Here is a 23006-nt window from a genome sequence, read left to right as displayed (position 1 = left end):
AGTATCGAAGGCCATGACACCTTCAGGCAAAACGGTGGATGCAGCGCTTGCCCAATTGCGCCAGGCGCTTTCCACTTTGGAGAGCGCGGTTGACGGACGGTTCGAGCGCGAACGTGCACATAGCGACATAGAAGGCGAGGTGCGGCGGGTTCATACCGATCGCTCGCGCCTGGCTCAGGAACTTGATCAGGCCGAGTTCCGTGCGAACCGGCTCGAGGAAGTCAATCGCGAAGTGTCGCGCCGGCTTGTTACGGCGATGGAAACCATAAGAGCCGTGCTGGACCGCTGATCCCTCGGGAGGCAGCTGTCGCGGCACGGCAATGATCGGAAAGTCGAATGGCGCAAGTAACGGTAACGATCGACGGTAAAGCCTACCGGATGGCCTGCGAAGAAGGGCAGGAAGATCATCTGACGGATCTGGCCAATCGCTTCGACCGCTATGTGCTGCATTTGAAGAGCCAGTTCGGAGAGATCGGTGATCTCAGGCTGACCGTCATGGCCGGCATCATGATCATGGATGAGGTTTCGGAGCTGACGCGTCGGGTCTCGGCGCTCGAGGCCGAGCTGGAAACGCTTACCAGCAACCGCGATACGACGGTAGCGGCCAATGCGCGCGCCGAGGAGACGCTGGCAAGCGTCATCGACGAAGTGACCATGCGCATCAGCGGCATCACCGAGAAGCTCATAGCGCGGCCCGGCACAGAGCAGGGTTGAGTTTATTTCTGCGGATGCCGGACAGCGCCCTCTGGTACAAAGCCTCAAAGCTCTTTATATAGTTCAAGCGGTCTGCGCTTCCCGACAGGAACCACAATCCCTGGGGCCATACTCGATCCAAAGGGAGCTGTCCCTGGCTAGGTCCCTGGACCTGGACACACGGCGCCCACCTACGTTTGTAGGCACCCAGGATCGTAAACATCCATCGGTCGTCGTGGATCGCTCTTCAAGTTTCATGGCTGATGGCAAGGAAGGCGCCGCGCAGTTCTTGTGCCGCGCTGACGCCACTCCTCCTCCCCTAACGTTTTGATCTAAGATACGCTCCGCGCTCGAGTTCGGCGCGATTGGTTGCGCTGCGCAGCCGCAGCAGATCCTTGCGGGCGATCAGGCCCACGAGCCGTCCGGTTTGCGTCTCGACGACGGGAACGCGACCCGTATCAGCCTGGATCATGATGTCGGCAACGCGGCCGACGGTATCCTCCAGATGAGCGACCGGAATGGACGTATCCGAGATCACGTCATAGAGCGATTGATCCATCAGTTCCGGCTCGCTCTGCCACCGCAAGGCGTCGGCGCGCGAGATCATGCCGACCAGCCGGGCGTCGCTGTCGACGACGGGATAGAAACGATGTGCACCGACGCGCTCCGTCATATAGGCCAGCGCTTCTGATAGCCGCATGGTGGCGGGCAGGGTATCCACCTCGGCGATCATGATGTCGGCGGCGCGGGTCAGCTCGAAGGGATCGATGCCGTATTCGCGGGTGATATGCTGGCCGCGACGGGCGATCTTTTCCGTAAGGATTGATCGTTTCAACAGCAACACGGTGACGGCATAGGCGGCGACCGTTGCCGCAAGCAGGGGTATGAGCGCGCCCATGTCCCCGGTCAATTCCATGGCGAAGAAGGTGCCGGTCAGTGGCGCGCGCATGGTGCCGCCCATCATTGCCGCCATGCCCAGCAGTGCCCAGAAGCCGGGGTCGCCGGGCAGGACAAGTCCCACCAGCCAACCCAGCGCTCCGCCCAGAATGAGAAGCGGCGCCAGCACGCCACCCGATGTGCCGGAGGAAAGGGCGACCAGCCAGATGCCAGCCTTGACGAGCAGGATCGCCAGAACGGCGCCTGCCGCGACCCGGCTGTGCAGGAGGTCGGCGATGATGTCGTAGCCGACGCCGAGGGCGCGAGGCTCGATCAATCCACCGAGGCCGACGACCAGGCCGCCAAGCGCCGGCCACCACATCCAGTGGATCGGCAGCGTCTCGAACGCGTCCTCGATGCGGTAGAGCAGCGTCGTCAGCAGGCCGGATTGCAGGCCGGAGATGATGCCGAGGCCGGCGGCGAGCAGAATGCCCCACCAGGAGAGCGTCATTTCGAAATGGGCTGGAAAGAGCGCGCCACTGTCGATCAGCAACGGCCGCCAAACGACTGAAACGCAAGCTGCGACAGCGACCGGAATGAAGCTACGCGGCTTCCATTCGAATAGCAGCAATTCGACGGCGAGCATGACAGCCGCAATCGGCGTGCCGAATACCGCCGTCATGCCGGCCGCGGCGCCGGCGACCAGCAGCGTCTTGCGCTCGGCAGCGCTCAGATGAAAAAGCTGCGCAAACAGCGAACCGATGGCGCCGCCGGTCATGATGATCGGGCCTTCCGCGCCAAAGGGGCCGCCGGAGCCGATGGAGATGGCCGATGACAGTGGCTTCAGCACGGCGACCTTCGGCGACATGCGGCTGCCGCCGATGAGGATGGCTTCGATGGCTTCCGGAATCCCGTGGCCGCGGATCTTTTCCGAACCGTAGCGAGCCATCAGGCCGATGACGAGGCCGCCGATAACCGGGGCCGCCACCATCCAGGGCGAGCGCGCCACCGTGCTGAAGGAGAGTGGCGCGGTGCTGATCTTGAACAGCCAGACGGCATTGCTGACCAGCGCGATGAGCTTGATCAACACCCAGGCGGCGAAGGCTCCGCCGGTGCCGACAACCAGCGCCATGGCGATCAGCAGCAACACGCGCTTGTCGGTGGTAAAGTCGCCATTGTCCTTTCGCGATGCGCCGCCGGAGAAATCGTGGCCATGATTTTGTGAGCTAGTGGTGTCCTGCATCGGCGACCTTCTGTGCTAAGCGTGCGCGGCCATCCTTCGACCGCTTTCAATGTCGAGATGGCAAATATATCGTAATGCGATATAAATCAACAGAGATCGCTAATTGCGGCAATGAGGACGATTTGATGGTGCAGAGTTCGGATGAGACCTTGTCGCAGGCGGATTACGAGGCGCTGGCCACATTGCGCTACACACTGCGTAAATTCACAGATTTCAGCACGTCGGCAGCGCAGGAGGCAGGCCTTCCACCGCAGCAGCATCAGGCTCTGCTCGCGATCAAGGGCAATCGGCAGGGCGAGGCGATGACCATCGGCATGCTGGCGGAGCGGTTGCTGATCGCCCCGCATACGGCGACCGAACTTGCGGGGCGGCTGATCGATGCCGGCTATGTCACGCGGCATCCTGATCCTGCCGACAAGCGCCGGCAGACGCTGCGGCTAACGGAGCAATCCGAAGAGGTGTTGCTGCGGTTGAGCGCCATCCACCTGCGCGAAATCCGCGACATGGCGCCGGAACTCATCGATATCCTCAAGCGCCTGCAGGCGGATGTGCGCAACAGCTGAGGGTGCCATTGCCGCTGTCGCGCGATAATGGCTTGAGATCATTGACCGAGGCGGATGCCGCCGTCGCAGATCAGCGTGTGACCGCTGGTGAAGCCGTTGCCGATCAGGAAGCCGATGGCCTCAGCGATCTCCCGCGGGCGGCCGACACGGCCGACCGGCGTGCGAGCCGCAAAGCTGGCAAAGGTCGGCTCTTTCTGGTCAGCGCTCAGGAAATCCCACCAGGGGGTGTCGACGACACCGGGCGAAACGCAGTTCACTCGGATCGGCTTGAGCTCGACGGCGAGAATCGGTGCGAGGGCGGCAATGGCGGCATTGATGGCGCCGAGCCCCGCCGTTCCAGGCATGGCCGCCTGGGCCGAGACGGCGGAGACGAAGGTGATGCTGCCCTGCCTGGAAAGGTGGGGAAGGCATGCCTGCGCGCAGGCAAAATGCGCCATTGTCTTCTGCTCGAAACCCTTCCTGAGATCGGTAAGGTCTACGGTGGCGAAGGGGCCGGCGCCATTGCCGCCGCCCAGCGCAAGGACCAGATGATCGAGCTGCCCGATTGCCTCAAAAGCTTCGGCGAGGCCGGTAAAGTCGGCCGCATCCATAGTGGTAGCCGTGATATCGCCATTCAGGCTTTGCGCTGCCGTCTGCAGCTTCGCCGCGTCGCGACCTGTGATCGTGACACGATATCCTTTCTCGAGAAGATGGGCAGCGGCCGCGAGGCCTATGCCGGATGAACCGCCGACAATGACGACATGTTGAGACGACATGGGTGTCTCCTTTCTGGGGGGTGAGGGAGTGTATGGGAGGTTTTGGTTCAGGCGAGGCCGGTCAGGCTTTGGCTGAGTATTCGCAACTTGTGACGCGTAGCTGCGTCATAGGCCTGGGCATTGGCGCGGGCAGGGCGCAGCCCGTCGAAATAGAGGCCGGTGTGTCCGTCCAGATCATCGTTCGTTGCCAGGTTGAGGATGGCATCGGCGCCCTGATCGATAGTGCTGATCGGCGTAGCGCCGGACAGGCGCACCATGGTCGTGTCCATATAGGTCGCCGGGTGCAGGCAGTTGGTGGTGATGCCGGAGCCAGCCAGTTCCTCGGCGAGATCGAACGTGAACAGGATCTGCGCCAGCTTGCTCTGGCAGTAGGCGCGTACGCCACTATAGCCGCGCGTCAACATGACATCGGAGAAGTCGATTGCCTGCTGGCCGGCGGAGGAGACATTGACAACGCGGGCAGGGCTGCCTGCCTTCAACAGTGGCAGGAGGCGATGGGTCAGCAGGAAGCCGGCGAGATAATTCACCGCAAAACGCAGTTCATAGCCGTCCTGGCTCACTTGCCGGCCTGTGCCGCCGCCGCTGGTGCCGATGCCGGCATTGTTGATCAATATATCGAGGCGATCGTGGTCGCGCGCGACCGCATCAACCAGGGTCCGGACCTCGTTCAGCGAGGAAAAATCGGCGAGATAGAAGGCCGCCTTTCCGCCGGCATCGCGGATGCGGGAAACCAGATCTTCGGCGCGTGCGGCATTGCGGCCATGTATGAGCACCAAGGCACCCATCGCCGCCAGTCTTTCCGCAACCCGGCGACCGACACCATCAGTCGAGCCTGTGATCAGGATCGTCTTGCCGCTCATCTCCATCGCAAATGCCTCCATCATGTCTCTGATCCGATATTTGGCAGCTTGCAAAAGCAATAAACAGTTCTGGCTTTATCCTAGTATTGATCCTGCTATGATAAGCGATGACCATCAATCAGAGCCAGACCGTTCTCGAAGCCAGACGTCGCGAATTCGGCGCCTTTCTGCGCTCTCGCCGGGAGAAGCTGACGCCATCAGGCGTCGGGTTACCAGAGGGCTTTCGGCGGCGCACGCCGGGGCTCAGACGCGAGGAAGTGGCGCTTCTCGCCGGCGTCGGCACCACCTGGTACACATGGCTGGAGCAGGGGCGGGATGTTCGTGCCTCATCGGAGGTTCTGTCGGCGCTGGCAGATGCGCTTCGGCTCGATCCCGCCGAGAGGCGACATCTCTTCACCCTCAGCGATCGGCCGTCGGCTGAGGCGCCGTCACGCGGGCCTGAGGATGTGCCGGATGCGCTGCGGCGGATGCTCGCGAGCCTTGCCGGGCAGCCGGCCTATGTCCTCGGCAGGCGTTGGGATGTGCTGGCCTGGAACGCGGCATCGGTCGCGCTTTTCGGCGATTACAGCCTGCTGCAGGGGGATGCGCGCAACAGCGTCCATCGCGTGTTCACCGATCCTGCCCATCGGCAGCTTCTCGTCGATTGGGAGATCGTGGCGGCGAATTCGCTTGCAATGTTCCGTGCCGACAGCGCCCGTTACGCCGGCGATCCCGACTTCGAACGGCTGATCGCCACCTTGACGCAGGCAAGTTCGGAATTTCGTGCCTGGTGGCCGAGGCAGGACGTCTTGCGGCCGCTTACCGGTCACAAGCGCCTGCGTCATCCCGGAGGCGGGCTGATGACATTCGAATATACCGCTCTTGCCGTCATGGACCGGCCCGACATGAAGCTGGTGGTCTATACGCCGCTCGACGAGGATGGGACGAGTGGCAAGTTGAAGGAACTGTTGCGCCGGAACAGCGCGGCGTAAATCTCGTTTCAGCTCTCCAGGTCGCTTTTCAGCCGATCGAGAATGGACAGTGCGTGCCCTGCATAGGCGCTGATCCAGCGGTCGTGGATCTGCTTGATCGGAAGGCTGTTCAGGTGGTTCCAGCGCTCCCGGCCTTCCTTCTTGGCGATTACGAGGTCCGCCTCCTCCAATACCTTCAGGTGCAGCATCACTGTGCAGCGGTCCATATCCGTGAAGGTCTCGCAAAGCATCCCCGTCGTCCGTGGCGCCTCCTTGAGAAGGTCGAGGATTTCGCGCCTGCGACGATGCGCGAGGGCTTTGAAAATGAGGTCGCTGTCCGATTCGTTTGACATGTTATATTTTTATAACATAATGAGGCTGCTCGCAATCGTGCAGCAATCAATTTGCGGAGGAGACGCCATGACATTGAATGTTCGTATTTCAGGCCGGATTGGCCGCAAGGTCGAAGAAGTCTTCGACGCGGTCGTCAATCCGAAGAAGCTTTCGAGCTATTTCACCACTGTCGGCGGTGCCAGCGCGCCTCTGGTGGCAGGGGCGACCGTCATCTGGTGGAAGAATGCGCCCGTCGAGGTCGAGGAGCTGGAGGCCAACCGGCGTATCGTCCTTCGCTGGGACGGCGGCACCGGTGAGGACAACATCCGTTACAAGACCAAGGTCGAGATGACCTTCGATCCCCTGGATGACGGCGGCACGCTGGTGGTCATAGAGGAATCCGGCTGGCGCGAGGACGAGGCCGGCCGCCGTGGCACCTACCTCAACTGCGAGGGCTGGACGCAGATGCTCTGCTGCATGAAAGCCTTCGTCGAATATGGCATCAACCTGCGCGAGGGCTTCTTCCTGAGCGAAATGCGCGGCGAGCCGGCGGAGGCGCCGGATCGTTGACGCACGACAACGGTTCCTAGTCGCCGGTTCCGGCGCTGAGGTGCCGCTGCCCTCTTAATGGCTGCTCTTGAAGCCCATTCCCAGTGCTGCTGTCGGCATTGGGGGTGGGCTTTTTGCTGCCGGAGACATAAGTGATCCCGGGATGCCGAGCGGATCTACCGCCTCATAGAAGCATCTTTCCGCTTGCTCACTCGATCAGGTGTGAACGAGCTCGTTTGGGTCGCGGGCCTTGAGGCTGAGCGCACCTTGCAGTTTGGTTGATTGAGTGGCCAATTCACCTATCTTGCATTGTATAAGCCTCCATCATCGAACCAGGCGTGCCTCTTCCCTATCTGAAATCGACCTGCCGGCGTTGCCTGCAGAACTCCGGCTGGCGGAAAGAAAATGTTCATCCGAAAGCTGTTCCAGGGCAGGTGACCGGGCTTCAAATTCCTGATAGGGAGCTGCGCTTAAGGTGGGATGCGAAGATCACTTTTTTGTGTGGGGCACGTTTAAAAGCAGGGTGAATGACGAATTTGTTTAAATAATCGTGAATTCACTGCCGGCGAAACGGGGTCTGCGCCAAAATTGCCTAAATTCAGAATGATGGGAGCGCGCGTAATAACGGGCTCATCGAAAGCAGTGTAAAGCGGTGACGCGAACATAGGTCGCCGGTGTTACTGAATATCCGAACAATCGGGACCGGCGAAGGTCAATATAAACAGGTAGAGCATGTCGAGCCCAATCGATCTGGAAAAAGCCGATGAGGAATTGGAAGAGCGCGGCGGTGTCGTCGGCCTTCTCAATCGCTACCGCACGCTGATTGTCGCTGTCCTCACCGTTGCCGTCTTCTGCCTTGCTGCTTATGCGATCTTCGATCTGACCAATGAAGTCCGCTACGACGACGTCGTGCATGCCTTGACGACCACGAAGATTTCCTCCGTGCTGCTCGCGCTGCTGTTCACGGGTCTGAGCTTCGCCTCTCTGATCTATTATGACCAGAATGCGCTTGACTATATCGGTAAGCGGCTGCCGTTTCCGCATGTCGCGCTGACCTCTTTCAGCGCCTATGCGGTGGGCAATACGGCCGGTTTCGGAGCGCTGAGCGCTGGCGCGATCCGCTATCGCGCCTACACCCGGCTCGGCCTCTCGCCCGACGACATCACTCGCGTCATCGCATTCGTCACGCTTGCCTTCGGTCTCGGCCTTGCTGCAGTCGGCGCCATTGCTCTGCTTGTGATCGCCGATGAGATCGGGCCGCTGATCGATGTCGATGGACTGTGGCTGCGACTGGTCGCGGTTGCCATCCTTGCGGCGCTGGCATTCGTCATCTTTATCGGCCGTAACGGGCGCGAAGTGCGGATCGGGCCGATCGCCGTTCGCCTGCCGGATTCGCGCACCTGGTCGCGGCAGTTCCTGGTCACGGCATTCGACATTGCCGCTTCGGCCTCGGTGCTCTACGTGCTGTTGCCGGAATCCTCCATCGGCTGGCCGGGTTTCTTTGCGATTTATGCCATCGCGGTCGGTCTGGGTGTGCTCAGTCACGTTCCGGCGGGCTTCGGCGTTTTCGAAACGATCATCATCGCCTGGCTCGGAAGCTCGGTGAACGAAGACGCCGTGTTGAGCTCGCTCGTTCTTTATCGTGTCATTTACAACGTCATCCCGCTCGTCATCGCCATTGCGGCGATCTCGGTGGCGGAGCTGCGCCGGTTTGTCGATCATCCGGCCGCGTCCAGCATGCGCCGCGTCGGCGGGCGCCTCATGCCGCAGCTGCTGTCGGCCTTTGCACTGCTGCTGGGCATGATGCTGATCTTTTCGAGCGTGACGCCGACGCCGGACCAGAACCTGATCGTCCTTTCCGATTATCTGCCGCTGCCAGTCGTCGAAAGCGCGCATTTCTTTTCCAGCCTTCTCGGGCTGACCATGGTCGTTGCCGCGCGTGGCCTCGGCCAGCGTCTGGACGGTGCCTGGTGGGTCTGTGTCTTCTCGGCTGTACTGGCGCTCTTGCTGTCGCTGCTGAAGGCCATCGCCATTGTCGAGGCCGGATTGCTCGCATTCCTCGTCTTCAGTCTCATCGTCAGTCGCCGGCTGTTCACCCGGCCGGCCTCGCTGCTGAGCCAGACGCTGACCGCCGGCTGGCTGACGGCGATTGCGGTGATCTGCATCGGCGCCATCGTCATCCTGTTCTTCGTCTACCGCGATGTCGGATACAGCAACCAGCTGTGGTGGCAGTTCGAGTTTGCCGATGAGGCGCCGCGTGGGCTTCGCGCTGCACTCGGCATTTCCATTCTGTCGTCGGCGATCGCGATCTTCAGTCTGCTGCGTCCCGCAACGAAACGTCTGGAACCCGTAACGGAAGATGTGGTTGCGCGTGCCGTGACGATCGTCCGCAAACAAGGCATCGCCGACGCCAATCTGGTGCGCATGGCCGACAAGAGCATCATGTTCTCGGAAAAGGGCGATGCGTTCATCATGTACGGCAAGCAGGGCCGCTCGTGGATTGCCCTTTTCGATCCCGTCGGCCCGCGCCACGCACTCCCGGATCTCATCTGGCGCTTCGTCGAGGCCGCGCGCTCGGCGGGTTGCCGTTCCGTCTTCTATCAGATCTCGCCGGCGCTGCTTTCCTATTGCGCGGATGCCGGGTTGCGGGCATTCAAGCTCGGTGAACTGGCGGTGGTCAATCTTTCGAATTTCGAGCTGAAGGGCGGCAAATGGGCCAACCTTCGGCAGACGGCAAGCCGTGCAGTTCGCGATGGACTAGAATTTGCCGTTATCGAGCCTCAGGATGTGCCCGATGTCATGGATCAGCTTACCCATGTGTCTGACACATGGCTTGCCGATCACAATGCCAAGGAAAAAGGCTTTTCGCTAGGCGCGTTCGATCCGGACTATGTGATGTCACAGCCGGTCGGTGTATTGAAGAAGGATGGTAAGATCGTCGCTTTTGCGAATATCCTGATGACGGAGACCAAGGAAGAGGGATCCGTCGATCTGATGCGTTTCTCGCCTGATGCTCCGAAGGGCTCGATGGATTTTCTGTTTGTGCAGATCCTCGAATACCTCAGGGAGCAAGGCTTCCATCGCTTCAACCTCGGCATGGCGCCGCTTTCGGGCATGTCGAGACGAGAATCGGCACCGGTTTGGGACAGGGTCGGGGGGACCGTTTTCGAACACGGCGAACGTTTCTACAATTTCAAAGGGCTTCGTGCCTTCAAATCCAAGTTCCATCCCGAATGGCAGCCACGCTATCTGGCTGTTTCGGGAGGTGTAAGTCCCATGATCGCGTTGATGGATGCCACATTCCTCATCGGGGGCGGACTTAAGGGGGTCGTGAGGAAATGATCTTGAAATACGCAATGTCATTCGCTTTCGCATGCATGTTGTCGATGGGCCTGCTGGTGTCTGGTTCGGCAAGAGCTGACGAAGACGATACCAAATACGATCTGGGCATGATCCCGGCGCCGCATATCCTGCGTCCGCAAGGCAAGGTAACGAGTGAGGTCGTGCTGATCTCCGACGTCGCCGGCTGGGGCGACAAGGAAAAGGCGGTTGCCGAGAAGCTCGTTACCAGCGGCTCGCTTGTCATCGGCATCGATTATCCGTCCTTCCTGACCTCGCTGAACAAGTATGATGTCAGCCAGAACGACGGCTGCATCTATATCGTCGCGGATCTGGAATCGCTGAGCCAGCAGGTGCAGCGGTCCTTCGCCGACAGCACCTACCAGCTTCCTGTCATCGCCGGCGTCGGTGCAGGCGGCGCCATGGCGCTGACGATCGCAGCCCAGACGCCCGATGCGACCGTTGCAGGCACGCTTGCCGTCGATCCGACCGCCGGCATCGGCTTGAAGCAGGAGCTTTGCACGCCGGCCGAGAAGAAGACCGATGGCGACATGGTGTCCTTCGGTTTGCAGGATGGCGCCTTGCCCAATCCGATCATGGTGACCTTCACCTCTAAGGCCCCGAAGGATGGACGCGATCATGTCGAAGAGATCCAGAAGGATCATCCTGAAGTTCAGACCACGGATTCCGATCTCGACGATACCTATGCGACGCTCGAGGCTTCGCTGACGGATCTGATGAAGTCGATCGACAGCGCGAAGTCGCCGCTCGGCCTGCCGGTCGATGTCATGGAGACGACGCCCACCGAAGACACGCTTGCGATCGTCTATTCGGGCGACGGCGGCTGGCGCGATATCGACAAGGAAGTCGGCAGCTATCTGCAGGACCAGGGCATTCCGGTGGTGGGCGTGGATTCGCTGCACTATTTCTGGTCGGAGCGGTCTCCACAGCAGACGGCCGATGATCTTGCGCGCATGATCCAGTTCTACACCAAGCGTTTCAAGGTCAAGCATGTCGTGCTGATCGGCTATTCGTTCGGCGCCGATGTGCTGCCGGCGAGCTACAATCGCCTGCAGCCGGCCGACAAGGACAAGATCGTGCAGATGTCGCTCCTGTCGCTGTCGAAGAAGGTCGATTACGTGATTTCGGTCATGGGTTGGCTCGGAGCTTCGAGCGAGGGCAAGGGTGGCGATCCCATCAACGATCTCAAATCGGTCAATCCGAAAATGGTGCAATGCATCTATGGCAAGGACGATGATGAAGATGTCGGGTGCCCGCTGCTCAAGGGCACCGGTGCCGAAATCATCGCCATGGATGGCGGCCACCATTTTGACGATGACTACGAGGCGCTGTCGAACCATATCATCAATGGTCTGAAGAGCCGCCTCGGCGAATGATCGATACATGATGCGCGCGGCCGGCCTGTGCCGCGCGTATGTCTTCTTGCGGCCTCGTCGTAACGCGAGGCCGTTTGCGCTTTTGTGCTGTCGAGGCGAACGGAGTGCTTATTCCGTGCCCGTCGCCCAGCAATCATTTGCTTCTTGCCGCGGCTGCCATTAGTCCGGAAGGGCATCTATCACGGGTGGCGCATCCCTGCGGCCGCTCATTCTCACGCCTGAAAGGTTCAGCATTGTCTTCCGCCTTCACCAAGACCTATTCCGGCTTCCTGTTCGATATGGATGGCACGATCATCAACTCGATCGCCGCGGCCGAACGCGTCTGGGGCAACTGGGCTCGCAGCAAAGGTCTGAATGTCGAAGAATTCATGCCGACTATGCATGGCAAGCGTGGTGTCGATACGATCGGCCAGCTGAACTTGCCCGGTGTCGATCCGGTTGCCGAGTCGAATGGTATCATGGAGGCGGAGATTGCAGACCTCGCGGGCGTGGTCGCTCTTCCGGGTGCCGCTGATTTCTTGGCGTCGCTGCCGCCGGAACGGTGGGCGATCGTGACGTCATCCCCATACCGTCTCGCTATGGCCCGACTTGACGCCGCCGGCATTCCGGTGCCGCGCTTCATCGTCACCGCCGAGGATGTCAAGGTCGGCAAGCCCGATCCGCAGGGTTACATCCTCGGAGCGGAACGTCTTGGGCTGCGCACCTCCGATTGCCTGGTGTTCGAGGATGTCTTGGCTGGCATCAAGGCAGGCGAGGCGGCTGGCGCCGACGTGATGGTGATTACCGCCACGCATTCGCATCCCGTCGAAACCAATCATTCGACCCTGCCGAACTATGACAATGTCCGCGTGCACATAGAAGGCGATGGCAGGATGTCGATCTTGCGCAACGGCGGCTGATGCTCGCCCGCGCCGTGCCATCACCACATGTCGTTTTCGCGCTTTGCAATAGGCTGCCGGCTCATTATGTTTTCGTGATATTGTCGAACATCGCGAAGATCCGATGACCCCCAAAGAACTGAAAGCCCAATATCGAAACGAGCGTCTTGCGGCGCGAGACACCATTCCGGCCGATGAACGCATCGCAAAGGGGTTGGCCATGGCCGCCCATGGCGGCGACGCGATCGATGTGCGGCCGGGCACGATCGTTTCCGGCTTTCTGCCGATTCGCTCGGAGGCGGACATACAGCCGTTGATGGCGCGGTTGCGGGAACGCGGTGCGCGGCTCTGCGTGCCCGTCATCCTCGACCGCAGCACGATCGTCTTTCGCGAATTCGTGCCGGGGGTATCACTGGTTCCTGTCGGGTTCGGGACGTTGGGACCGGGGCCTGATGCGGCCGTGCTCGATCCGGAGGTGATGCTGGTGCCGCTTTCGGCTTTCGACAAAACCGGCCACCGCATCGGCTATGGCGCCGGCCATTACGACCGCGCCATCGACCGTCTGCATCAAAAAGGCTTGAATCCGCGCCTCATCGGCATTGCATTCGATTGCCAAGAAGTGCCATCAGTACCGGCTGAGCCGCATGATGTCCGCCTTGACGCGATTTTGACCGAGAGCGGACTTAATTTCGTTTCGGAAGCGATTGGATAGCGAATGCGGCTGCTTTTTCTGGGTGACATGGTCGGCAAGACCGGGCGGGTTGCGGTATGGGACCGCTTGCCGGGTCTCGTGTCTGATCTGAAGCTCGATTTCGTCATCGTCAATGGCGAGAATGCCGCCGGCGGTTTCGGCATCACCGAGGATATCTTTCTGGAGACGATCAACGCCGGCGCCGATGTGGTGACGACGGGCAATCACGTCTGGGACCAGAAGGAGGCGGTTACCTTCTGCGAGCGCCATGACCAATTCCTGCGTCCCGCCAATTATCCGGCCGGCACGCCGGGTCGCGGCTCGGGCATTTATTATGCCCGTAACGGCGCCCGCGTGCTCGTCGCCAACATCATGGGCCGCGTCTTCATGCATCCCGAGCTGGACGATCCCTTCAAATCGGCCGAAGCCATCCTTGCCGCATGCCCGCTGAAGGAGCAGGCGGACGCCATCATTTTCGATTTTCATGCCGAAGCGACCAGCGAGAAGCAATGCTTCGGCCACTTCGTCGATGGCCGCGCCAGCTTCGTCGTCGGCACGCATACGCATGTGCCGACCGCCGATGCGCAGATCCTGAACGGCGGCACGGCCTATATGTCGGATGCCGGCATGTGCGGTGACTATGATTCTTCGCTTGGCATGGAGAAGGAGGAACCGCTCAACCGGTTCATCTCGAAGATGCCGAAGGGCCGCTTTGAGGCGGCGTCCGGACCCGCGACCATCTGCGGCGTCGGCGTGGAGATATCGGATGCGACCGGTTTGGCTGAGAAGATCGCGCCGTTGAGGCTCGGACCAAGGCTGGCGGAAACCATTCCCGAATTCTGGCGCTGAGCGCTGCACGATAATTCATCATTGCAATCCAATGACGCGATTGTGAGCCGCCGCGTCTGATTGTCGCTGGACCTGTTTCCGGTCATGTCGCATCCTTTCGCCACTATCGGGCTTGAGGGGCTGGCATGATGCCGCGGTTTCCTGTCTTTGCCGTGTTCTTCCTATCTATCATTTTCAGCTGGGGCACGGCTGACGCCCAGCAAAAGCCTTCTCGCCCGCAGCCCAGCCAATGCCAGGCGATTGCCCAATCCTTGCCAAAGGCGACCTTCGCCAGCTTTTCCGGTCAAGGGCCTACACTTGCCAGCGATCCCGTCAATGGCGACGTAAAAATCACCTTTCTCGGCCATGCGACGCTATTCATCGAAACACCAGGCGGCGTTTCGATCGCCACGGACTTCAGCGGCGCCTATCCACCGCCCTACACGCCCGAAGTCGTCACCATGAACAAGGCGCATCCGAGCCACTACACGCTGACGCCCGACCCGGCGATCAAATATGTATTGCACGGCTGGAGCGACACGCCGGGTGAGCCGGCCAAGATCCACCTGACCGTCGGCGATACGCTGATCCGCAACGTGGTGACCGATATCCGCACCTGGGGCGGCGGCGTCGAGCCCAACGGCAATTCGATCTTCATCTTCGAAGTGGCAGGGCTTTGCATCGGCCATCTCGGGCACCTGCATTTCGAACTGACCGATCAGCAATATGCCGAGATTGGGCGCCTTGACGTCGTGATGGTGCCGGTCGATGGCGGCCTGACCATGGGGGCCGACAGCATGAGCCGGGTGGTCAAGCGGCTGCGCTCGTCGCTCATCCTGCCCATGCATCGCTGGGGACCGCCGGTCGATCAATTCCTGGCTTTGTTCGGCCCTGATTTCGATGTCGGCTACGCGCCGACGTCAAGCGTCACGGTTTCGTTGAAAACCCTGCCGCGCAAGCCGCTGATCTATGTGCTGAAGGGCATCTGATCATCGGCACCGTAGCAACGCTTTGTGAGCGCTGGCCGTCCTCAATCCGGCTTTTTGCTTGAATCAAGGCCGCTTCGCTCTTATAACGCCGCCCATTCCCAACAAAAGACGTGAACAGGGGTGCCATGGCTGGCCATTCACAGTTTAAAAACATCATGCACCGCAAGGGTCGTCAGGACTCGGTGCGTTCGAAAATGTTCTCGAAGCTGGCGCGTGAAATCACCGTCGCCGCCAAGGCGGGTCTGCCCGACCCGACCATGAATGCGAGCCTGCGCCTGGCGATACAGAACGCCAAGGCCCAGTCGATGCCGAAGGACAATATTGACCGCGCCATCAAGAAGGCCTCTGGCAATGACGGCGAAAACTACGATGCAGTTCGCTACGAGGGCTACGGCCCCGGCGGCACGGCGATCATCGTCGAGGCGCTGACTGACAATCGCAACCGCACGGCCTCGAACGTCCGTTCGATCTTCACCAAGGCAGGCGGTGCGCTGGGCGAAACCGGTTCGGTTTCCTTCTCCTTCGACCATGTCGGCGAGATCACCTACAAGCCGACGGTCGGCGATGCCGACAAGGTTATGGAAGCGGCGATCGAAGCCGGCGCCGACGACGTCGAGAGCGACGAAGAAGGCCACACCATCATCTGCGGTTTCGAAGCGATGAACGAGGTTGCCAAGGCGCTCGAAGCGACGCTCGGCGAAGCCGAAACCGTCAAGGCGATCTGGCGCGCACAGAACAACGTGCCGGTCGATGAAGAAAAGGCGCAATCGCTGATGAAGCTCATCGATAGCCTTGAAGACGACGACGATGTGCAGAATGTCTATTCGAACTTCGAAGTTTCCGAAGAGGTGATGGCGAAGCTGTCAGCCTGATCGGCGTGATTGATTGAATGAAGCCGGCCGCAGCGATGCGGCCGGCTTTTTGTTTGCCTCAGGGTGTGGTGGCGCGCGTGAAATCATCACGAAAGGCAATGAGATCCGGGGCGCTGACATCGGAAACCGCCCAGAATACCAGCCCATCCGCATACCACTCGGCGAAATTGTAACCGTCCTTCTCCGCCGTGTTGCGATTGGCTGATGTGCCCGGCCAGATGAAGAGATTGATGACATGGCCATGCCGGCGGTAGATCAGCGCCGCGACGACCCGGCCGTTCAGATAGTCCACCCTGCCGCCGACAAGGGGAAAGCCCTGTGTCGCCAGATCGACCACCGGCGGGGAGAAATCGATCTTGCCGTTGAACCATGGTTTGACGGTGTGCTGGTCGGAGGTCAGCACATCTGTCAGGTGATCGGCGAGCATCGAGCGCACGTGGCTCGCCAGAAGCTGATCCTCGATCGTCTGGCTCTGCTGCGGCACGTTCAAGACCAGCATGAGGCTGGCCGCCAGCACGGCGATGGAGGGTATGAAGCTCCATTGCCGGACGAATTGCCAGAAGCGGTGCCATGGGCTCTCCGTACTGGTCGCCGCCGTCATGGCGCGTGCCATCATCGCCTGTTCCAAAGCCAGCGCTGTCTGGACGCGTGCGCGGACAGCATCCGGCGTCTGCCATTTCACGCCGTCGCGGCCGGCAAGGCGCTTCACCATGAGAGCCTCTTCCATCTCCTGGGCGCAGTCTGCACAGGTCGCAAGATGTGCCTCGAAGCGAGCGGCGTTGCTGGCATCCAGTTCACCATCGATGAAGCCGTGCAGGAGGTCGCTCCACTCGCCGTGATCATTGCTTTGCCCTTCGCTCATCGTGCCGCCCCTTTCTCATCGAGGCTGCGCCAGGTCTCGCCGAAATCGCGGCGGGCGCGGGCGAGGCGCGACATGACGGTGCCGATCGGGGCATCGATGATCTCGGCGATCTCTTTGTACGAGAGGTCCTCGAGTTCCCGCAGCACCAGGACTTCGCGCATGGCGTCGGGCAGCATGTTGATGACCTCACGTACCCGCAGCGTTTCCGTCTTGCGGACAAGGGCCATCTCAGGTGTGTCTTCTTCGGAAACCGCCTCCGGCGACGGCGTGTCTTCCGATAAGTCGTCGCCGCTAGTCATCGGCTGTTCGTGACGGCTCTTGCGCCGCCCCTCCTGCAGCCAGGCGTGATAGCAGTTGCGGACGATGGTGAAGGTCCAGGCGCGAGCATCACCATCGCGAAAGCCGCCAAAGCCGCGATAGGCGCGCAGGAACGCCTCCTGCACGATATCCTGTGCGGCATCAGCATCACGGCTCAGGAAACGTGCAAAATTATAGGCGGCATCCAGATGCGGAATGATGGTGCGCTGGAAATGACGCATGGTCTCGTCGGCGGATGAGATCGTACGCGCATGCGGTTTGGCGGTGTCGCCCAGCCCGGTTGCCGTCATGAGGTTGGGATAGGCGGGTGTCGCTCTTCCGCGCTCGCTCTCTCCCGCAAGGAGGGCTGCCAATCGAGCGGCAAACTGCTGCAGGCTGCGTATCGCGCTCGTTCGCAGCCAGTTCAAGGTCACTGTATGAAGTTGACGGTCGAACGAAATAGAGTTGATCATCTGGGCGTCTGTCATCATGGTCCCCGCGAAACGCCGAAGCCGACTTTAAGCCTCGGTTCCAGCGCTTGCAATGTTGCCTAATGACCTAGATCGCGCTCGCACGGGTTTTATTCCCGTAAGCAGGCAAAAAATCGAAGGCGATGCATCCAGCTGATCAGCATCGGACGGATTGCGATTCGGCCTTTTAGCTCGTGATCAAAATAACCATTTACTTTCAAATGCTTGAGCGAATTCTTCTTGTCGGAGGGAATAAGTCTCGACGACCTTCGATCTTCTTCCTCAGCGGGGGCGGCAATCTGCAGCGTCCTTCGCCTGGCTGAAAGGCCATCACCCTGAGGAGATATTGCGATGTTGGACATGACCCGCCGTGCCGTGCTCGGAACGGCCGCCGCCGCGGCAGCCTTCGGACTGTCGTCGAAACTCGAATTCATACCGCAAGCCTTTGCCGCGACGCCGCTCGAGCCGGCCGTCGGCTTCTACAAATACAAGGTCGGTTCGGTCGAGATCACCGCCGTCTATGACGGTATCTGGCGCAAGCCGCACGACCCGGCCTTCATCAAGAACGCTTCCGTCGACGACACCAAGGAAGCGCTTTCCAAGGCTGGTCTCACGACCGACTTCATGCCCATTCCGCTGACTGTCGTGGTTCTCGATATTGGCGGCCGCAAGATCATGATGGATGCCGGTTCGGGTGTCGGGCAATGGCAGACTAATGCCACGCATCTTCCAGCGAACATGGCGGCGGCCGGTATCGACTACCGGAAGATCGACACGATCATGATCTCGCATTTCCATCCGGACCATGTGTGGGGCCTGATGGAGAAGGGAACGAACGCGCCTGTCTTTCCGAATGCCGAGCTGATCGTCAATGCAACCGAATATAATTGGTGGACCGATCCGAGCCGCGTCGACAAGCTGGCGGAGGGACGCAAGGAAGCCGGCCGTCGCATCGCGTCCGTCTTTCCGACTTGGAAGAACTGGAAGCTGGTCGATGACGGCGCCGAGGTCGTGCCGGGCGTGCGCATCATGGCGGCGTATGGTCACACACCTGGCCATTCGGTCTTCCATATCGATGGCGGCAGCGAACAGCTGCTTGTTTCGGCCGACATCATGTACGTGCCGGCGCTGCTCGCGCCCCATCCCGAATGGGAGGGCAGCTACGACCAGGACGGCCCGATGGCCGTCGCCACCCGCCGCAGGCTGATCGACCGCGTCATCGCCGACAAGATCAGGATCTGCGGCTCGCATTTTCCATTCCCGGGCTCCGGTACCTTCGTCAAGGACGGCAACGCCTACGGATTCACCCCCACCATCCAGGCCTGAACGGCCAAACAGAGGAGCTAAAACCATGCTGAAACATGCCCTTATCGGGATTGCCGGCCTGTGCGCCGTCGCCATCCTCCCAGCCGCCACGGCGGGCGTCGCCTTTGCCGTCGACAATATGGAATCCACCGACGCGCCTGACCTGACCTCGGTGCGCGCCAAGATCGATGCGAAGGATTATGCCGGCGCGCTTGCCGAGCTTCGCGACATCGCCGAGGAGCATCAGCAGGCCGATGTCTACAATCTGATGGGTTTCACCCTGCGCAAGACCGGGGATTTCCGGACGTCGCTCACCTACTACACCAAGGCGCTCGAGCTGCAGCCGGATCACAAGGGTGCGCATGAATATCTCGGCGAACTCTATGTCGAGACCGGCGACATGCCGAAGGCACGCGAGCAGCTTGCCACGCTTACCAAGCTTTGCCCGGCTGGCTGCGAGGAACTTGAGGATCTGACCAAGGCGATCGCCGCCAAGGGGAGCAACTAGAACCCGGCATCATCCGACCCGACGGCATTTCCATTCGTCCAATTGTGGAGATGCCGTCGGGGCAGGGTCGCGAACCCGTTGGCTTTCGGAGTGAAGGAGAGAATCCATGGAATTCGAAGAGGAAAGTGCCACCCTCGTCAATTTGAATGACACAGGGCTGCTGTTCGGCCGCATGCTGTTGTCGCTGCTCTTCCTGCAGGAGGGTATCGAATTGCTCAGCCATTTCGACAGTGCACTGGATGCCATGGCCAAGCTCGGCGTTGCTGCCCCGGTCGCGACAGCGACCATCGTGCTGCAAATTGCCGGCGGCCTTGCCATCGCCACCGGGTTGATGACCCGCTTGGCGGCTTTTGGGCTCTGCCTGTTCTGCGTGCTGACGGCACTGCTGTTCCACACGAACTTCGCCAGCCACAATGAGCTCCTGCACTTCGAAAAGGACCTGGCGATATCGGGCGGAATGCTCGTGCTGATCGTCGCCGGAGCCGGTAGATTGTCTCTGGATACGGTCATCCAGCGCTATTGGAAGATGAACCTCGCATCCTGATCGACTGGCGACACCCGATAAGCCACCCGCAAGAGGTTGGCTCATCGGGTGTTTTTTGTTGGGAACTCAGGAGACCTTCTTGAAGCTCGGAAGCGTCGCGAACAGCTCCACCGATTTCAGCCGTGCCTCGATGTCGTGGATCGGCATCGAAATGATGACCTCGTCGGCCTCGGTATCTCTAATGAACTGCGAGAGCTTCTTTTCTGCCGTTGCGGGAGAGCCGACCACGGCATAGCGCAGCGTGTTTTCCACATTCAGCTTTTCCATCGGCGTCCAGAAATCGTCCATATCCTCGCGCGGGCGAGGGAAGGGGCCGCGCACATTACGGCGCAGATTGACGAATTGCTGCTGGGCGGAGGTGAAATGATATTGCGCCTCCTCATCCGTATCTGCCGTCGAGCCCATGACGCCGACCATGACATAGGGCTTGTCGAGGGTTGCCGAGGGCGTGAAGCGGTCGCGGTAGATGGCGACGGCATCCAACAGGGATTCGGGCGCGAAGTGCGAGGCGAAGGCATAGGGGAGGCCAAGCATGGCAGCGAGGTGGGCGCTGTAGAGGCTGGAGCCGAGCAGCCAGATCGGCACGTTGGCACCGTGGCCGGGGACGGCGAGGATGATCTGGTTCTCGTCGGCGGCGCTGAAGAGATGCTGCAGCTCGACGATGTCGTTGGGGAAGGTTTGCGCGCCGGCATCCATGTTTCGGCGCAGCGCCTGTGCCGTGCGCATGTCGGTGCCCGGCGCCCGGCCGAGACCGAGATCGACACGGCCGGGGAACAGGGCTTCCAGCGTGCCGAACTGTTCGGCGATGACAAGCGGCGAGTGGTTGGGCAGCATGACGCCACCCGAGCCGATGCGGATGCGCGAGGTTGCCGCGCCGACATGGCCGATGACGACAGCGGTCGCGGCGCTGGCGACACCGGGCATGCCGTGGTGCTCGGCGAGCCAGAACCTGTTGTAGCCCAGTTCCTCCGCCTTCTGCGCCATGCGCTTCGAACTGTCGAAGGACTGGCGGATGGTGCTGCCTTCGGCAACGGGCGAAAGATCGAGGATGGAAAAGGGAACCATGGCAAGAAACCTGCGTGGTGGAAGGGAGGGTTGCCTCCACATGTAGGAGCGCCGCCTTCGCATTCCAAACCCTGTCGCCGCGATTTCGTCGCGATGTTTTCAACGCGCTTCCTGCCGCGGCAATCTGTGGCTTGTTTTTGTTTTGTTCACATTTTGCTGGCACATGTCAGGCCTGAAAGATAGGTTGACCCATGCAGAATACGATTCGCATCATCGGCATCGATCCGGGCCTGCGCCGCACTGGCTGGGGCGTCATCGACACGCTTGGCAACTCCCTGCGTTTCGTGGCGTCGGGAACCGTGACTTCGGACGGCGATATGGATCTCGCCTCCCGCCTTTGCCAGCTTCACGACGGGCTTGCCGAGATCGTCCATAGCTACAAGCCGGATGAGGCGGCCGTCGAGCAGACCTTCGTCAACAAGGATGCTGTTGCGACGCTGAAGCTCGGGCAGGCACGCGGCGTCGTCATGCTGGTGCCGGCGCGCGCCGGTCTTCCGGTCTCCGAATATGCGCCGAACGCGGTGAAGAAAGCCGTCATCGGCGTCGGGCATGGCGAGAAGCAGCAGATCCACATGATGCTGAAGATCCTCATGCCCAAGGTCGAATTCAAGGGCAATGACGCGGCCGATGCTCTCGCCATCGCCATTTGTCACGCCCACAATCGCGGCGCCAGCAGGCTGCGGCAGGCAGCACTCGCGGGATAATGTGTTCTTGACATGTTCTTATGGTAATGATAATTCTTACCGTGAGACCGGAGAGCAAGAATGCGCGTAACATCCAAAGGACAGGTGACCATTCCCCGGGACTTGCGTGAATTGGCCGGCATAGAGCTCAACAGCGAGGTCATATTTTCCGTCGAGGATGGAAAGCTGGTTGTTTCGCCCAAGAACGGCAAGCGCGAAATCGAGGATCGGCAGCGGCTTGATCGGTTCATGGCCACCCTCAAGCGCCTGGAAGGTACAGGTGATCAGGATATCGACGCCGAAGCGCTGATGTCTTTGACACGTGATCGGTAATCATGGTCACGATCGTAGACACCAATGTGCTGGTGGACTTGGCCATGCCCGGTTCAGCCTGGCATAGTTGGTCGAATGGGCAGGTTTTTTCCGCTTTCAAACGTGGCCCTGTTGTTATCAATCCCATCATCTATGCGGAGTTTTCGGTGCGCTATAGTAGCATGGACCGTGTGGATGAGCTGCTGCCGGAAAGCGAATTTCGTCGCGAAAACCTACCATGGGCCGCAGCCTTTGCCGCTGCCGCAGCCTTCAAGATCTATCGCCAGAGCGGCGGGGGGCGTGAGCGTATTCTTCCCGACTTTCTGATTGGCGCACATGCCGCCATTCGCGGTTACTCGATATTGACGCGGGATTCCAAAGGCTATCGGTCTTATTTCCCGACAGTTGATCTCATCTCCCCCGAAACCCATCCCTGACGGACGAAATTCATGATCGGCAAGCTGAAAGGCACAATCGAAGAGATCGGCGAGGACCATGTGCTCGTGGATGTGCATGGCGTCTGCTATGTCGCCTATTGTTCGGCTCGCACGCTGTCGAAGCTCGGTTCCGCCGGTGAGGCCTGTATTCTCTTCATCGAAACCTATGTCCGTGAAGACCAGATCCGGCTCTTCGGTTTCACCACGGCGTTGGAACGCGAATGGTTCAACATCCTCCAGACCGTGCAGGGCGTTGGCGCGAAGGTGGCCTTGGCGCTGCTGTCGACCCTGACGCCCGCCGAGCTTGCCAATGCGATCGCGCTGCAGGATCGTGCCGCGGTTTCGCGGGCGCCGGGCGTCGGCCCTAAGGTTGCTGTGCGCATTATGACCGAGCTGAAGAACAAGGCGCCGGCCTTTGCCGGCGAGGCGGCGAATATCGGTCTGAAACAGGAACTGGGCGAAGGGGTTGCCGCAGCACCCGTTGCCGACGCGGTTTCGGCGCTGACCAATCTAGGCTATTCGCGTGATCAGGCGGCCAATGCCGTTGCGGCGGCGATGAAACTGGCCGGCGAGGGTGCCGACAGCGCCAAGCTGATCCGGTTCGGCCTCAAGGAACTGGCGCGGTAAGGCTTTGCACCTTCCGCATTCCTTACTATTGTCTCAAAGTCGAGGGATCGACTTGCGACGCTCTTTCGTGAGGGATTATT

Annotated in this window: 26 protein-coding genes and 1 other RNA gene; 20 read left to right on the top strand and 7 right to left on the bottom strand. The window is 60.5% G+C overall.

The genetic code is table 11. From position 1 onward, the window contains the following. Positions 1-13 precede the first annotated feature (13 nt). From ACQZ6F_RS11320 to ssrS, 3 genes are all read left to right on the top strand, one after another. Entirely contained in the window at positions 14-289 is a 276-nt protein-coding gene (locus tag ACQZ6F_RS11320; protein ID WP_077469497.1) for a DUF4164 domain-containing protein, read from the top strand. A 47-nt stretch (positions 290-336) separates the two neighbouring features. Next, entirely contained in the window at positions 337-714 is a 378-nt protein-coding gene (locus ACQZ6F_RS11315) for a cell division protein ZapA (protein ID WP_077469498.1), read from the top strand. 66 nt (positions 715-780) lie between these two features. Next, a non-coding RNA gene (gene ssrS / locus ACQZ6F_RS11310) (6S RNA) lies at positions 781-939 on the top strand. 73 nt (positions 940-1012) lie between these two features. On the opposite strand, the gene ACQZ6F_RS11305 is transcribed toward ssrS, so the two are convergent. Beyond that, entirely contained in the window at positions 1013-2812 is a 1800-nt protein-coding gene (locus tag ACQZ6F_RS11305) for a chloride channel protein (RefSeq protein WP_449091773.1), read from the bottom strand. A gap of 125 nt (positions 2813-2937) precedes the next feature. Here ACQZ6F_RS11305 and ACQZ6F_RS11300 point away from each other — a divergent pair, with 125 nt between their 5' ends. Further along, positions 2938-3375, top strand: a complete 438-nt coding sequence (locus ACQZ6F_RS11300) for a MarR family winged helix-turn-helix transcriptional regulator (protein WP_077469693.1) — start codon at positions 2938-2940, stop codon at positions 3373-3375. 38 nt (positions 3376-3413) lie between these two features. On the opposite strand, the gene ACQZ6F_RS11295 is transcribed toward ACQZ6F_RS11300, so the two are convergent. Both ACQZ6F_RS11295 and ACQZ6F_RS11290 read right to left on the bottom strand, forming a co-directional pair. Continuing rightward, on the bottom strand, positions 3414-4130 hold the full coding sequence (locus ACQZ6F_RS11295) for an SDR family oxidoreductase (protein WP_449091774.1): 717 nt from the start codon (positions 4128-4130) through the stop codon (positions 3414-3416). A gap of 47 nt (positions 4131-4177) precedes the next feature. Continuing rightward, positions 4178-4996 carry an SDR family NAD(P)-dependent oxidoreductase gene (locus ACQZ6F_RS11290; protein ID WP_449092388.1) on the bottom strand — a complete coding sequence of 273 codons (819 nt, stop codon included), beginning with the start codon at positions 4994-4996 and terminating at the stop codon, positions 4178-4180. Between the two features lie 101 nt (positions 4997-5097). Between ACQZ6F_RS11290 and ACQZ6F_RS11285 the strand changes: the two genes are divergently transcribed. Then, the gene (locus tag ACQZ6F_RS11285) at positions 5098-5961 is read left to right on the top strand and encodes a helix-turn-helix transcriptional regulator (RefSeq protein WP_449091775.1); all 864 of its coding nucleotides are present in this window, start codon (positions 5098-5100) and stop codon (positions 5959-5961) included. Positions 5962-5969: 8 nt separating this feature from the next. Here ACQZ6F_RS11285 and ACQZ6F_RS11280 read toward each other — a convergent pair whose 3' ends face one another. Beyond that, positions 5970-6293, bottom strand: a complete 324-nt coding sequence (locus ACQZ6F_RS11280) for an ArsR/SmtB family transcription factor (protein WP_077469503.1) — start codon at positions 6291-6293, stop codon at positions 5970-5972. A gap of 67 nt (positions 6294-6360) precedes the next feature. On the opposite strand from ACQZ6F_RS11280, the gene ACQZ6F_RS11275 reads away from it, so the two are divergent. The 8 genes from ACQZ6F_RS11275 (at position 6361) to ACQZ6F_RS11240 (ending at position 15816) form a co-directional block, all read left to right on the top strand. After that, a complete protein-coding gene (locus ACQZ6F_RS11275) occupies positions 6361-6843 on the top strand; it encodes an SRPBCC domain-containing protein (protein ID WP_449091776.1) in 483 nt (160 codons plus the stop codon). Between the two features lie 711 nt (positions 6844-7554). Then, on the top strand, positions 7555-10164 hold the full coding sequence (mprF, locus tag ACQZ6F_RS11270; protein ID WP_449091777.1) for a bifunctional lysylphosphatidylglycerol flippase/synthetase MprF: 2610 nt from the start codon (positions 7555-7557) through the stop codon (positions 10162-10164). Beyond that, complete coding sequence (locus ACQZ6F_RS11265) at positions 10161-11558, top strand: virulence factor family protein (RefSeq protein WP_077469506.1); 1398 nt, start codon at positions 10161-10163, stop codon at positions 11556-11558. Before mprF ends, ACQZ6F_RS11265 begins: the two co-directional genes overlap by 4 nt. 233 nt (positions 11559-11791) lie before the next feature. Then, positions 11792-12457 carry an HAD family hydrolase gene (locus ACQZ6F_RS11260; RefSeq protein WP_348641745.1) on the top strand — a complete coding sequence of 222 codons (666 nt, stop codon included), beginning with the start codon at positions 11792-11794 and terminating at the stop codon, positions 12455-12457. A gap of 103 nt (positions 12458-12560) precedes the next feature. Beyond that, positions 12561-13148 (top strand): 5-formyltetrahydrofolate cyclo-ligase, encoded by a 588-nt coding sequence (locus tag ACQZ6F_RS11255; RefSeq protein WP_449091778.1) that lies wholly within the window; start codon positions 12561-12563, stop codon positions 13146-13148. 3 nt (positions 13149-13151) lie between these two features. After that, positions 13152-13976, top strand: a complete 825-nt coding sequence (locus tag ACQZ6F_RS11250) for a TIGR00282 family metallophosphoesterase (RefSeq protein ID WP_034476099.1) — start codon at positions 13152-13154, stop codon at positions 13974-13976. Positions 13977-14101: 125 nt separating this feature from the next. Beyond that, on the top strand, positions 14102-14944 hold the full coding sequence (locus tag ACQZ6F_RS11245) for an MBL fold metallo-hydrolase (RefSeq protein WP_449091779.1): 843 nt from the start codon (positions 14102-14104) through the stop codon (positions 14942-14944). Positions 14945-15069: 125 nt separating this feature from the next. Continuing rightward, on the top strand, positions 15070-15816 hold the full coding sequence (locus ACQZ6F_RS11240) for a YebC/PmpR family DNA-binding transcriptional regulator (protein WP_068400336.1): 747 nt from the start codon (positions 15070-15072) through the stop codon (positions 15814-15816). Positions 15817-15874: 58 nt separating this feature from the next. Here ACQZ6F_RS11240 and ACQZ6F_RS11235 read toward each other — a convergent pair whose 3' ends face one another. Together ACQZ6F_RS11235 and ACQZ6F_RS11230 are read right to left on the bottom strand one after the other, a co-directional pair. Continuing rightward, positions 15875-16678 carry an anti-sigma factor family protein gene (locus ACQZ6F_RS11235; protein WP_449091780.1) on the bottom strand — a complete coding sequence of 268 codons (804 nt, stop codon included), beginning with the start codon at positions 16676-16678 and terminating at the stop codon, positions 15875-15877. Continuing rightward, positions 16675-17463 carry a sigma-70 family RNA polymerase sigma factor gene (locus ACQZ6F_RS11230; protein ID WP_449091781.1) on the bottom strand — a complete coding sequence of 263 codons (789 nt, stop codon included), beginning with the start codon at positions 17461-17463 and terminating at the stop codon, positions 16675-16677. Before ACQZ6F_RS11230 ends, ACQZ6F_RS11235 begins: the two co-directional genes overlap by 4 nt. Before the next feature lie 333 nt (positions 17464-17796). Between ACQZ6F_RS11230 and ACQZ6F_RS11225 the strand changes: the two genes are divergently transcribed. The 3 genes from ACQZ6F_RS11225 (at position 17797) to ACQZ6F_RS11215 (ending at position 19802) form a co-directional block, all read left to right on the top strand. Further along, positions 17797-18771 (top strand): MBL fold metallo-hydrolase, encoded by a 975-nt coding sequence (locus ACQZ6F_RS11225; protein WP_449091782.1) that lies wholly within the window; start codon positions 17797-17799, stop codon positions 18769-18771. A 25-nt stretch (positions 18772-18796) separates the two neighbouring features. Then, positions 18797-19258, top strand: coding sequence for a tetratricopeptide repeat protein (locus tag ACQZ6F_RS11220; RefSeq protein WP_077469510.1), 462 nt, complete (start codon positions 18797-18799; stop codon positions 19256-19258). Between the two features lie 106 nt (positions 19259-19364). After that, positions 19365-19802 carry a DoxX family protein gene (locus tag ACQZ6F_RS11215; RefSeq protein WP_449091783.1) on the top strand — a complete coding sequence of 146 codons (438 nt, stop codon included), beginning with the start codon at positions 19365-19367 and terminating at the stop codon, positions 19800-19802. A 66-nt stretch (positions 19803-19868) separates the two neighbouring features. Here ACQZ6F_RS11215 and ACQZ6F_RS11210 read toward each other — a convergent pair whose 3' ends face one another. Beyond that, positions 19869-20867, bottom strand: coding sequence for an LLM class flavin-dependent oxidoreductase (locus ACQZ6F_RS11210; protein ID WP_449091784.1), 999 nt, complete (start codon positions 20865-20867; stop codon positions 19869-19871). A gap of 191 nt (positions 20868-21058) precedes the next feature. On the opposite strand from ACQZ6F_RS11210, the gene ruvC reads away from it, so the two are divergent. The 4 genes from ruvC to ruvA are packed head-to-tail and all read left to right on the top strand — an operon-like array spanning position 21059 to position 22926. Next, positions 21059-21571 (top strand): crossover junction endodeoxyribonuclease RuvC, encoded by a 513-nt coding sequence (ruvC, locus tag ACQZ6F_RS11205; RefSeq protein ID WP_077469513.1) that lies wholly within the window; start codon positions 21059-21061, stop codon positions 21569-21571. Positions 21572-21631: 60 nt separating this feature from the next. Then, positions 21632-21883, top strand: coding sequence for an AbrB/MazE/SpoVT family DNA-binding domain-containing protein (locus ACQZ6F_RS11200; protein ID WP_007701353.1), 252 nt, complete (start codon positions 21632-21634; stop codon positions 21881-21883). Positions 21884-21885: 2 nt separating this feature from the next. Continuing rightward, positions 21886-22299: a type II toxin-antitoxin system VapC family toxin gene (locus tag ACQZ6F_RS11195; protein ID WP_068400354.1), complete on the top strand. Its 414-nt coding sequence runs from the start codon at positions 21886-21888 to the stop codon at positions 22297-22299. A gap of 12 nt (positions 22300-22311) precedes the next feature. Beyond that, complete coding sequence (ruvA, locus tag ACQZ6F_RS11190; protein ID WP_068400357.1) at positions 22312-22926, top strand: Holliday junction branch migration protein RuvA; 615 nt, start codon at positions 22312-22314, stop codon at positions 22924-22926. The last annotated feature ends 80 nt before the right edge of the window (positions 22927-23006 follow it).

The organism is Rhizobium sp. A22-96, from assembly GCF_053521805.1.
The sequence above is the reverse complement of the archived record's forward strand: the minus strand, read 5'-3'. Positions and strand labels throughout refer to the sequence as shown.

What these genes read in the sequence shown, in the direction of transcription:
- ACQZ6F_RS11240 (WP_068400336.1), top strand. Translation starts at nt 15,070, where the DNA reads ATGGCTGGCCATTCACAGTTTAAAAACATCATGCACCGCAAGGGTCGT.
- ACQZ6F_RS11230 (WP_449091781.1), bottom strand. Translation starts at nt 17,463, where the DNA reads ATGACAGACGCCCAGATGATCAACTCTATTTCGTTCGACCGTCAACTT.
- ACQZ6F_RS11200 (WP_007701353.1), top strand. Translation starts at nt 21,632, where the DNA reads ATGCGCGTAACATCCAAAGGACAGGTGACCATTCCCCGGGACTTGCGT.
- ACQZ6F_RS11320 (WP_077469497.1), top strand. Translation starts at nt 14, where the DNA reads ATGACACCTTCAGGCAAAACGGTGGATGCAGCGCTTGCCCAATTGCGC.
- ACQZ6F_RS11290 (WP_449092388.1), bottom strand. Translation starts at nt 4,996, where the DNA reads ATGGAGATGAGCGGCAAGACGATCCTGATCACAGGCTCGACTGATGGT.
- ACQZ6F_RS11285 (WP_449091775.1), top strand. Translation starts at nt 5,098, where the DNA reads ATGACCATCAATCAGAGCCAGACCGTTCTCGAAGCCAGACGTCGCGAA.
- ACQZ6F_RS11210 (WP_449091784.1), bottom strand. Translation starts at nt 20,867, where the DNA reads ATGGTTCCCTTTTCCATCCTCGATCTTTCGCCCGTTGCCGAAGGCAGC.
- ACQZ6F_RS11195 (WP_068400354.1), top strand. Translation starts at nt 21,886, where the DNA reads ATGGTCACGATCGTAGACACCAATGTGCTGGTGGACTTGGCCATGCCC.
- ruvC (WP_077469513.1), top strand. Translation starts at nt 21,059, where the DNA reads ATGCAGAATACGATTCGCATCATCGGCATCGATCCGGGCCTGCGCCGC.
- ACQZ6F_RS11295 (WP_449091774.1), bottom strand. Translation starts at nt 4,130, where the DNA reads ATGTCGTCTCAACATGTCGTCATTGTCGGCGGTTCATCCGGCATAGGC.
- ACQZ6F_RS11255 (WP_449091778.1), top strand. Translation starts at nt 12,561, where the DNA reads ATGACCCCCAAAGAACTGAAAGCCCAATATCGAAACGAGCGTCTTGCG.
- ACQZ6F_RS11315 (WP_077469498.1), top strand. Translation starts at nt 337, where the DNA reads ATGGCGCAAGTAACGGTAACGATCGACGGTAAAGCCTACCGGATGGCC.
- mprF (WP_449091777.1), top strand. Translation starts at nt 7,555, where the DNA reads ATGTCGAGCCCAATCGATCTGGAAAAAGCCGATGAGGAATTGGAAGAG.
- ACQZ6F_RS11265 (WP_077469506.1), top strand. Translation starts at nt 10,161, where the DNA reads ATGATCTTGAAATACGCAATGTCATTCGCTTTCGCATGCATGTTGTCG.
- ACQZ6F_RS11220 (WP_077469510.1), top strand. Translation starts at nt 18,797, where the DNA reads ATGCTGAAACATGCCCTTATCGGGATTGCCGGCCTGTGCGCCGTCGCC.
- ACQZ6F_RS11215 (WP_449091783.1), top strand. Translation starts at nt 19,365, where the DNA reads ATGGAATTCGAAGAGGAAAGTGCCACCCTCGTCAATTTGAATGACACA.
- ACQZ6F_RS11300 (WP_077469693.1), top strand. Translation starts at nt 2,938, where the DNA reads ATGGTGCAGAGTTCGGATGAGACCTTGTCGCAGGCGGATTACGAGGCG.
- ACQZ6F_RS11280 (WP_077469503.1), bottom strand. Translation starts at nt 6,293, where the DNA reads ATGTCAAACGAATCGGACAGCGACCTCATTTTCAAAGCCCTCGCGCAT.
- ACQZ6F_RS11225 (WP_449091782.1), top strand. Translation starts at nt 17,797, where the DNA reads ATGTTGGACATGACCCGCCGTGCCGTGCTCGGAACGGCCGCCGCCGCG.
- ruvA (WP_068400357.1), top strand. Translation starts at nt 22,312, where the DNA reads ATGATCGGCAAGCTGAAAGGCACAATCGAAGAGATCGGCGAGGACCAT.
- ACQZ6F_RS11275 (WP_449091776.1), top strand. Translation starts at nt 6,361, where the DNA reads ATGACATTGAATGTTCGTATTTCAGGCCGGATTGGCCGCAAGGTCGAA.
- ACQZ6F_RS11305 (WP_449091773.1), bottom strand. Translation starts at nt 2,812, where the DNA reads ATGCAGGACACCACTAGCTCACAAAATCATGGCCACGATTTCTCCGGC.
- ACQZ6F_RS11245 (WP_449091779.1), top strand. Translation starts at nt 14,102, where the DNA reads ATGATGCCGCGGTTTCCTGTCTTTGCCGTGTTCTTCCTATCTATCATT.
- ACQZ6F_RS11235 (WP_449091780.1), bottom strand. Translation starts at nt 16,678, where the DNA reads ATGAGCGAAGGGCAAAGCAATGATCACGGCGAGTGGAGCGACCTCCTG.
- ACQZ6F_RS11250 (WP_034476099.1), top strand. Translation starts at nt 13,152, where the DNA reads ATGCGGCTGCTTTTTCTGGGTGACATGGTCGGCAAGACCGGGCGGGTT.